We start from the raw sequence: 8801 nt of genomic DNA on the forward strand, positions 1-8801 counted from the left end.
AAGTACACCCAGTACGAGGGCTTGCACCCGGCACGCCGAGAGCACGCACCGGACGCCGCTCCTTGACGGGCAAACGTTGCCTGCCGCGGCACTGGTTCGGTGGGGTGACGAGACAGAAGGGGTGGCCGACGGGGTCGGCGTACACCCGGTATCCGACCGGCTTGTCCGAGCCGTCGAGCAGGGTCGCGCCCAGCGCGAGCACACGCGGCTCGGCCACGTCGAGATCCGCGACCATGACGTCGACATGCATCTGCTGAGGGTGGTCAGAGACGGACCACTGCGGCGGCCGGAAGTCGTCGACCCGTTGGAATGCCACGAGAGGGGCACCGGACTCATGGCCGAGCACGACGAACTCCCTGCTGTCCTCCAGCCGCGAGAGTGACAGCAGCTCCCCGTAGAAGTCGGCGAGCTCGGAAGGCTCAGAGCAGTCGATGACGATGGCGTACAGCTGTCCGATCATCCCGCCGACTATGGTGCTCACGACCCGGAAACACCACGTGTTTTCCGCATCGTGCCGTGAGGACGGACCGCTCTTCCCGTCCACATAGCCCAGCCCCGTGATCAGTCTCGGCGCAGCGAGCGTGACGACGAGGGCGAGCAGGGCCCCGGCGGGGTTGCCCACGCGGCGCAAGAACCGCGCCGGTTGGGTGGGCGGGCCGCCGCGAGGAAGCGGAGACAGCGATCGGGAAGGTCACCGCCGGCACGATGAGGGTGGTGCGGATCTGGGCGAAGCGGTCGTCGACCACGGCGTCGGCGTTCGAGGCCAATCCGTAGGACAGCAGCATCCACGAGATGGCGACCAGGCCGAGGATCGTCCGCAGGACCTGCACCCTCGTGACGGCCGGATCGTGGACACGGTCCGGCCGGGACGGCGTGAACACCGCGCGTCCCACCGCTTTCGGATTGAAGAGACGTCCGAAGCTCAGTCGGCGCGCCGGATCCGGCGGCCGCGGGCCCGGCGGAGACACGGGCGGCCAAGCCGATTCGGGCCGCCGTCCCGCTCCGTACGGAGCTGGCGCCCCGCTACCGCCCCCGCTCGTCTCCGAGTCCCTTCCGTCGCCGTCCTCAGAGGTCCCGAGGAGAATACGCAGATATCAGGGTGCCGAAACACTGGTCTGCTCGAAGAAGGCCGAGGGCCGCCGCCGCCAGGCGACCGCTGGGGCAAGAACGGGACGAGGGGCGAGCGCCGCGATCGGACTCGACGCGCCATGCGCGGCCCCCGCTTCAGCACAGCACGCGCAGTGCGCCGGGCAGCACTGTGGCCGTGACGGGCAGGACGGCCTCGATCTCGCCGTCCGCGCCGTAGGGGAGCTCCCTGTCGGCCTCGATGCGTATCTCCCGGCCGCGTACGACCCGCACTTGGGGGCGGTGGACGTGGGCGCCGGTGTCGAGTTCCTTCATCAGCGCGAAGAACAGCCGGCGCGGCGCGTCCCGGATCATCACGACGTCCAGCAGGCCGTCGTCCAGCCGGGCCTCGGGAGCGATACGGCGCGCGGAGCCGTAGTAGCTGGAGTTCGCCGCCACGACGGTGTAGCCGGTGCAGGCGTGTTCCGTGCCGTCGACGGTGATCCGGTAGCGGGCGGGGCGCCAGGTGCTGATCGCGCGCAGGGCACCGGCGTAGTAGGAGGCCGAACCGCGCAGCATCCGGGATCGGTTGGCGTGCAGGTTGGCCAGCGCGTCCACGCCCGCGTAGACGCTGCCGAGCACGACGGTGCCGGCGTGGGCGGACGAGGTGACCTGGATGGTGTCCACGGCGCGCGGTGTGCCGTGGAGCAGCACCCGGGCCACACCGTCGGGATCGCGGGGCAGGCCCAGGGCCCGGGCGAAGTCGTTGCCGCGCCCGGCCGGGACCATGCCGAACAGTGCTCCGGTGCCGCTGAGGGCTCCGCCGATGCTTCCGGTGATCCCGTCGCCGCCGACGGCGAGCACCACCCGGCCGCGTTCCCCGGCACTGCGGGCGAGTTCGCGGGCGTGGGCGAGGCTGCGGCTGTACTCGGTCTCCAGCCCGGCGCCCGCCTCCCGCAGCAGTCGGGCCACCTTCAGCAGCGCCGCAGCGCTGGTGGCTCCGCCCGCGGTGGGGTTGACGACGGCGGTGAACTGTCGCATCGATGTGCCTCCGGGCTGACGGTGGTGCCGGTCTGTCGTCTCATGGGGTGGCGTGCGCCCAGGCGGGGGGCGTGGCGGTGGGGCTGCGGTCAGTCGGTCGGCAGCAGGACGCCGGGGTTCAGCAGGCCGTCCGGGTCCAGGCGTCGTTTGACGGCCCGCAGCGCCGCGACACCCAGGTCGGTGGCCTCTCGCACGTACCAGTCGCGGTGATCGGTGCCGACCGCGTGGTGGTGGGTGATCGTGCCGCCTGCCGCGAGGATCGCCTCGTTCGCGGCGTGCTTGGCGCGCGTCCAGTGCGCCACCGGGTCCTCGCCCTGCGCCGAGACGACGGTGAAGTACAGCGAGGCACCGTTCTCGTAGACGTGCGAGATGTGGCACATGACCAGGGGCGGGGTGCCGTTCTCGGTGAGCGTGGCGGTCAGTGCGTCGCGGACGGCCGCGTACAGGCCGGGCAGCCGCGACCAGTAGGCGGCGGTCTCCAGCGTCTCGGCGAACGCGCCCGCCTCGAGGAGCGAGTCCCGCAGGTAGGGTGCCGCATAGCGGCCGTGCGCCCAGCGCCGGCCCGGTTCGCCGCCCGCGAACTCGCCCTCGCAGTCGGTGAGTACGGCAGCGGCGGCTGCCCGGCGCCGCGCGGTGTCCTCCTCGGTTCCCTCGAAGCCGACCACGGCGAGGCATCCCGCGCTCCGCTGCTCGACGCCGGAACCGATGGCGTCGGGCTGGGCCAGGCCGATCAGCGTCTCGGTCTCGTCGGACAGCCTGAGGACGGTGGGACGCGGGCCGTCCTGGGCGAGCCGGCGCAGAGCGGCGGCGCCCGCGTCGAAGGAGGCGAAGCGCCACCCTTCGTAGCGGCGGGTTCGCGGGGCCGGCCGGACGCGGACGGTGACGGAGGTGATGACGCCGAAGGCGCCCTCCGAGCCGAGCAGCAGCTGTCGCAGGTCGGGGCCGGCGGCCGAGCGGGGGGCACGGCCCGTGTCGAGGGTGCCTTCGGGTGTGGCGAGGGTGAGCCCGAGGACCATTTCGTCGAAGCGGCCGTAACCGGCCGAGGCCTGGCCGCTGGAGCGGGTCGCGGCGAAGCCGCCGATGGTGGCCCACTCGTAGGACTGGGGGAAGTGGCCGAGGGTGAAACCGTGTTCGGTCAGGAGCGCCTCGGCCTCGGGTGCGCGCAGACCGGCCTGCAGGGTGGCGGTCCGGGAGACGGAGTCGAGGTCGAGCAGGCGGTTCAGGTGCCGCAAGTCCAGGGCGACCAGGGGCCCCCGGCCGGTGGGTGCGAGCCCTCCGACTACGGACGTTCCGCCGCCGAACGGGACGAGGGCGAGGCGGTGTTCGGCACAGACGCGGAGCACGGCGAGCACCTCGTCGTGGCTCTGCGGAAGGACGACCGCCGCGGGCGCGTCGGCGGTGTCGCCGGCGCGGATGCGCAGCAGGTCCGGGGTGGACTTGCCGCGGGTGTGCCGGACGCGGCTCTCGGTGTCGGTGCGGACGCCTTCCGCCCGATCGCCGAGTGCGGCTCGCAGCGCGTGGAGGGCGGTGCCCTCCAGGGCGGGCGTGGAGATCTCCACGTCCTCCAGCCGCACTGATGCCGTGGGCCGCGGCTTGACGCCGAGCCAGTCGCGCAGCAGCCCTGTCACGGTGTCGGGCAGCGGCGTCGCCCTGGCCGGGTCACCCCAGCCGTTCCACAGCATGTCCATGCCTGTCGTCCTCGCCGGTCGTCGGGGTTGCCGCTGGAGCGGCTCTAGCCGTTACACTGTTACACATGGCGCCTAATCGTCACAACAGCTCGGCCCAGCAGAAGTCCTCCGACAGCGACGTGGTGCTCGACGCCGTCCGCGACTGCGTCCTCGCGGTCGGGGTGCGCCGGACGACCATGACCGACGTGGCCCGCCGCGCGGGCGTCTCCCGTATGACGCTCTACCGCCGCTGGCCCGACGTCCGCTCTCTCGTCGGTGATCTGATGACCCGCGAGTGGATCGCCGCCGCGACCGGAGCCATGCCCGAAGGCCGGCCCGAGGTGGGCACGCGCCCGCCGCTCATCGACGGCCTGGTCGCCGGAGTGAACGCGTTCCGCGCCCACCCGCTCTTCCAGAAGATCGTCGACGTGGACCCCGAACTCCTCCTGCCCTACGTACTGGACCGGCGCGGCGCCAGCCAGGAAGCCCTGCTGGAACTGCTCGCGACGGCCCTGCGCGAGGGTCACGCGGACGGCTCGGTGCGGGAAGCCCACGCCGAACGCCAGGCCCGGACCGTGCTGCTGATCCTCCAGTCCTTCGCCCTGTCCCTGCGCACCATGACCGACGAGGACGACGAAGAGCTCACCACCGAGGCGTTCCTCGCCGAACTGCGCACCGTCCTGGAGAGGACCCTCACCCCATGAGCCAGACCGCCGTCCCGGCCGCCGGGGCCTCCCTGTCCGCAGCCCGGCGCGCCCGCGAACTGTCCGAGGCGACCGACGGCCGTGTGGTGGACGTGCTGGTCGTCGGCCTCGGCGCCACAGGTGCCGGAGCGGCCCTGGACGCCGCCGCCCGCGGACTCGACGTCATCGCGGTGGACGCCCACGACCTGGCCTTCGGCACCTCCCGCTGGAGTTCCAAGCTCATCCACGGAGGGCTGCGCTATCTGGCCTCGGCGCAATGGGACGTCGCTCACGAGAGCGCCGTCGAACGCGGTGTGCTGATGGAGCGTACGGCCCCCCACCTGGTGTCCGCCCAGCCGTTCGTCCTGCCCCTGACCGGTCTCGTCTCGCGCGGCCAGGCCGCGTTGGCCTGGGCCGGTTTCCGGGCCGGCGACGCCCTGCGGCTGTCGGCCCGCACGGCTCGCACCACCCTGCCCGCCCCGCGACGGCTCTCCCCCGTCGAGACCCGGCACCTGGCCCCGGCACTGCGCCCCGACGGGCTGCGCGGCGGCCTGCTGTCGTGGGACGGAAAGCTCACCGACGACGCCCGCCTGGTGACCGCCCTCGCCCGCACCGCCGCCGCGCACGGGGCCCGCGTACTGACCCGCGCCCGGGCGCTGGAACTGACCACGAGCGGCGCCCGGATACGCGACGAACTCACCGGCGACGAAGGCGAGATCCGCGCCCGCACGGTGATCAACGCATCCGGCGTGTGGGCCGGCGGCCTCGTGGACGGCATCCGGATCCGGCCCTCGCGCGGCACCCACCTCGTCCTGCGCTCGGAGCACATCGGCCGGCTCCCCGCCGGCCTGCACATCCCCGTCCCGGGCGAGACCAACCGCTTCGTCCTCGTCCTGCCGCAGGGCGACGGCCGCGTCTACGTCGGGCTCACCGACGAACCCCTCGACGGGCCCGTGCCCGACGTTCCCGAGGCACCCGAGAGCGACATCGGTTTCCTGCTCGACGTACTCGGCTCCGTACTCGACGTCCCCGTCCGCCGCAGCGACATCGTCGGCGCGTTCGCCGGCCTGCGCCCCCTGCTGGACACCAGCGACACGGCATCGCCCGGCGGCGCCTCCCGCACGGCCGACATCTCCCGCCGGCACGCGGTGCTGACCTCACCCGACGGCGTGGTCAGCGTGGTCGGCGGCAAACTCACCACGTACCGCCGGATGGCCGAGGACGCCGTGAACGCCGCGATCGACGCACACGGCCTGGCCGCCGGCCCTTCACCCACCGCCACGCTCCCCTTGGTCGGCGCCGCGGCCCCCCTTACCCTCGCATCGCTGCGCGCTCCACGCCGCCTCGTCCAGCGCTACGGCACCGAGGCACCGGCGGTGCACGACCTGGCCGTGCGGGATCCGCGCTTGGGCGAGCCCGTCGTTCCGGGCCATCCCGTCACCGGCGCCGAAGTGCTGTGGGCACTGCGGCACGAGGGCGCCCTGGACGAGGCCGACCTGCTCGACCGGCGCACGCGCATCGGAGTGGTGCCGGCGGACCGGGCCCAGGCGATGGAAGCCGTACGCGGGCTGCTCGGAGAAGCTCTCGGCACGGGAAGCTGAAGCCGCCGCGTCCCGTACTCGCCGGGCGGGCCGGCCAGGGGAAGGCTTCAGCCGGGCCAGTGGTGCCGACGAGGCTGCCGCGCCTCGCATCGGCCGGCACCGACCGGGCGACAAGAGCCGGGTGATGCGGACACGCGCCCCGACCGTTCTGAGCGCATCGCAGAGGGAAGGCCCTGCCGTGTCGGCGGCTCCGCAGAAGGCCTGCCATACACGGGCCGGTGGCAGCTCCCTCGGCTCGTGGTTCGAACCGAGGGAGCCTGGCGCTGATGGGCTCCCGGGAACCTACCTCCGCTTACCAACGAGGCTACTCCCCCACTCACCGCGGAAGGCAGCCCGCCGTGGCGCTCGGCGGCTGCGCACGATGAGCAGGTCTGGGGGTAAGCGATAGAGGCGGCGCCGCCTTCACCCTGGCGCCGCGGCCTCGACACCATGCCGACCGATGGGAGCGTGAGAACGATGGATCGCCCGCACAACAGCCACACCGAGACGGCTGAAGTGCGCCGGCCTGCGAAACCGGACGATTCCGCAACCAAGATCGAGATCTTGGAACGGGACAACGACCACCTGCAGGCGGCCATCACCTCACACGCCGTGATCGATCAGGCGATCGGCGTCATCATCGCTCTCGGCGGTCTGCGGCCTCAGCAGGGCTTCGACGTCCTCAAGGAGATCTCCCAGCACACCAACATCAAACTCCGCACGATCGCCGACCACGTCGTCGACTGGGTCAGCAGCGAACGCATGCCCGACGATGTTCAACAGGCCCTCAACACCGCCCTGCGAAGAGCACGGTGTTCCTAGCCGTCTCCGGGCGGGGCGTCGAGTCCCTGGTTCGTAGAGCAACGGGCGCGATGGGCCGATGATGACGGCGTCACGCATTCTCGCTCATGCCGTCCGCTCCGGAGCGATCTCGGCGATCAAGCCCTCGACGAGGGTCCTGATCTCGTCGCGGATGGGGCGGACGGCCTCGACGCCCTGGCCGGCCGGTTCTCCGGTTTCCAGTCCGGGTAGCGCTTACCGGGGAAGACCGGGCAGGTGTGACCGCAGCCGCATCATGGTTGCCATTGAACCCCGTCACGGCCGGGGGCTCCTCGCTCCGCTGTTGCACGGCCGGATCGGCAGGCTTCTCGGGCTCGGCGAGGCGGGCGGCACCCCGTATCCGAAGCGCGACGATACGCACTGCCCGCACCGGCGAGTGAAGAGGATGCGCGGCATGGACTCCAGGCGCGACCCGCGGAACCCCGGCTACTCTCCGGCGGCCTTCCCCGCCCGCCCGGCCGTTCGTGCGGTCAGGTCCTCGTCCGCGATGGGGCGGACCACCCGGCACGGTGTTCCGACCGCGACGGTCATCGGAGGAATGTCGCGGCTGACGACGCTCCCGGCCCCGATGACGGATCCGTATCCGATACGGACGCCGGGCAGCACCACCACGTTGCTGCCGATCCACACCTTGTCCTCGATCACGATCGGTTCCGAGAACCGCCCGAAGTCGGTGCGTCGCGCCGGATGCACCGGGTGCCCTGTCGTGGTCAGCGTGACGCTGGGCGCGATCATGACGCCGTTGCCTATGCGGATGTCCACGTCGTCGACGAACGTGAGGTTCACATTCCCGAAGAAGTCATCACCGATATGGACGTTGCTGCCGAACCCGGCGTGGAACGGCGGCAGCAGCACGGTGCGTTCACCGACCGAGCCGAAAACGGCGACGAGCAGCGCTCGGCGCTTCTCCGTTTCGCTCGGTGGGGTGTGGTTGTACTCGAAGATCTGCTCGGTGCGCCGCCGAGGGGCCTGGAAGGCCGCTTCCGACTCGGTGTAGACGAGCCCTTCGGCGATCCTGGCCAGGACTTCCTCGTGCGCGTGCGTCACAGCGAAACGCTCCTTCGTCACCCCGTCGGGCACAGGCCCGGCGCGCCCCGGTCGACCGCGCGCATCGCGAGCCTACGTGCACCACGACGACGCCATGAGCCCTTCCGGACCACGGCCGACGGCCTTCACATGTTCCACCGTGGCTACCGAACGTGTCAGTTGTGTGCGGCCGCGTTTCGGGGGTAGTCGAACGCCTTAGCCGAGTTGCTCAGGACGAGGGTGGCGGTATGGGGTCAGTGGTGCGCGAAAACGAGGACCAGCCGTTGGCCGGCCGTCCTCTCCGGTCCTCGATCGCCCTGGAGAGCGGGGAACGGATCGGTGAAGCACGGGATGCGACCCGCCGTTTCATGACCGAGGTGCAGGCCGTTCACGGGATCCCCGTTTCGGAACGTGCGATGGGCCTGGCGGAGCTGGTGGTCAGCGAACTGGTGACCAACGCGCACAAGTACGCTCCCGGCCCGTGCCTGCTCGATGTGGAGGTCTGCGACGGCGCCGTGGACATCAGCGTCTGGGACAGCGATCCCGCCCTGCCGGTACCCCAGGAGGCCGATCCCCACCGGGTCGGCAAACACGGCTTGGAGATCGTGATGGCCGTGTGCCGCAGCTTCGAGATCCGCCGCGAACCGGTCGGCAAGCGTGTGAAAGCCGGCATCGTGCTGGCCGACGATCCCGGCGGGCATCCGGCGGGCCGGCTGATGTGAGCGAGCCGGTCGACGGCGGACCAGGGGCCACGGCCGCGAACGGTGGTGCCCCACCCGTCCGACGGTGAGGCGCCCCCGTCGTCTCTAGTGCCGCAGCAGGCAACGTTCGCCCCGTCGCGACGCCCGGCACGCACTCTCGCCGCACCGGGCGCAAGCCCAAGTACACCCAGTACGAGG

At 71.7% G+C, this 8801-nt stretch carries 8 protein-coding genes and 1 pseudogene; 4 read left to right on the top strand and 5 right to left on the bottom strand.

Annotation, left to right across the window (positions count from 1 at the left end; translation table 11 throughout):
• The 3 genes from ABTX62_RS37560 to ABTX62_RS37570 all read right to left on the bottom strand — a co-directional run.
• A partial coding sequence (locus ABTX62_RS37560) for a VOC family protein (protein WP_352120381.1) occupies positions 1 to 622 on the bottom strand: 622 nt, incomplete at its 3' end.
• A gap of 602 nt (positions 623 to 1224) precedes the next feature.
• A complete protein-coding gene (locus ABTX62_RS37565; RefSeq protein WP_352120382.1) occupies positions 1225 to 2106 on the bottom strand; it encodes a diacylglycerol/lipid kinase family protein in 882 nt (293 codons plus the stop codon).
• Between the two features lie 89 nt (positions 2107 to 2195).
• Entirely contained in the window at positions 2196 to 3794 is a 1599-nt protein-coding gene (locus tag ABTX62_RS37570; protein WP_352120383.1) for an FAD-binding oxidoreductase, read from the bottom strand.
• A gap of 65 nt (positions 3795 to 3859) precedes the next feature.
• On the opposite strand from ABTX62_RS37570, the gene ABTX62_RS37575 reads away from it, so the two are divergent.
• The 3 genes from ABTX62_RS37575 to ABTX62_RS37585 all read left to right on the top strand — a co-directional run bounded on the left by ABTX62_RS37575 (position 3860) and on the right by ABTX62_RS37585 (position 6858).
• A complete protein-coding gene (locus ABTX62_RS37575; RefSeq protein ID WP_352120384.1) occupies positions 3860 to 4477 on the top strand; it encodes a TetR/AcrR family transcriptional regulator in 618 nt (205 codons plus the stop codon).
• Positions 4474 to 6057 carry a glycerol-3-phosphate dehydrogenase/oxidase gene (locus ABTX62_RS37580; RefSeq protein WP_352120385.1) on the top strand — a complete coding sequence of 528 codons (1584 nt, stop codon included), beginning with the start codon at positions 4474 to 4476 and terminating at the stop codon, positions 6055 to 6057. The genes ABTX62_RS37575 and ABTX62_RS37580 overlap by 4 nt, the downstream gene beginning before the upstream one ends.
• 456 nt (positions 6058 to 6513) lie before the next feature.
• Complete coding sequence (locus ABTX62_RS37585; protein ID WP_352120386.1) at positions 6514 to 6858, top strand: ANTAR domain-containing protein; 345 nt, start codon at positions 6514 to 6516, stop codon at positions 6856 to 6858.
• A gap of 84 nt (positions 6859 to 6942) precedes the next feature.
• Here ABTX62_RS37585 and ABTX62_RS37590 read toward each other — a convergent pair.
• A pseudogene (locus tag ABTX62_RS37590) lies at positions 6943 to 7106 on the bottom strand (phosphotyrosine protein phosphatase); the annotation flags it as partial.
• Positions 7107 to 7302: 196 nt separating this feature from the next.
• Positions 7303 to 7923, bottom strand: a complete 621-nt coding sequence (locus tag ABTX62_RS37595; protein WP_352120387.1) for a sugar O-acetyltransferase — start codon at positions 7921 to 7923, stop codon at positions 7303 to 7305.
• A 239-nt stretch (positions 7924 to 8162) separates the two neighbouring features.
• Between ABTX62_RS37595 and ABTX62_RS37600 the strand changes: the two genes are divergently transcribed.
• Positions 8163 to 8624: an ATP-binding protein gene (locus tag ABTX62_RS37600; RefSeq protein WP_352120388.1), complete on the top strand. Its 462-nt coding sequence runs from the start codon at positions 8163 to 8165 to the stop codon at positions 8622 to 8624.
• Positions 8625 to 8801 lie beyond the last annotated feature (177 nt).

Origin of the sequence: Streptomyces sp. NPDC096046, from assembly GCF_040303285.1 — a bacterium.
In the GTDB taxonomy this organism is placed as follows: Bacteria; Actinomycetota; Actinomycetes; order Streptomycetales; family Streptomycetaceae; genus Streptomyces.

Coding starts and splice junctions, on each gene's coding strand:
- ABTX62_RS37565 (WP_352120382.1), bottom strand. CDS start 2,106: ATGCGACAGTTCACCGCCGTCGTCAACCCCACCGCGGGCGGAGCCACC.
- ABTX62_RS37570 (WP_352120383.1), bottom strand. CDS start 3,794: ATGGACATGCTGTGGAACGGCTGGGGTGACCCGGCCAGGGCGACGCCG.
- ABTX62_RS37575 (WP_352120384.1), top strand. CDS start 3,860: ATGGCGCCTAATCGTCACAACAGCTCGGCCCAGCAGAAGTCCTCCGAC.
- ABTX62_RS37580 (WP_352120385.1), top strand. CDS start 4,474: ATGAGCCAGACCGCCGTCCCGGCCGCCGGGGCCTCCCTGTCCGCAGCC.
- ABTX62_RS37585 (WP_352120386.1), top strand. CDS start 6,514: ATGGATCGCCCGCACAACAGCCACACCGAGACGGCTGAAGTGCGCCGG.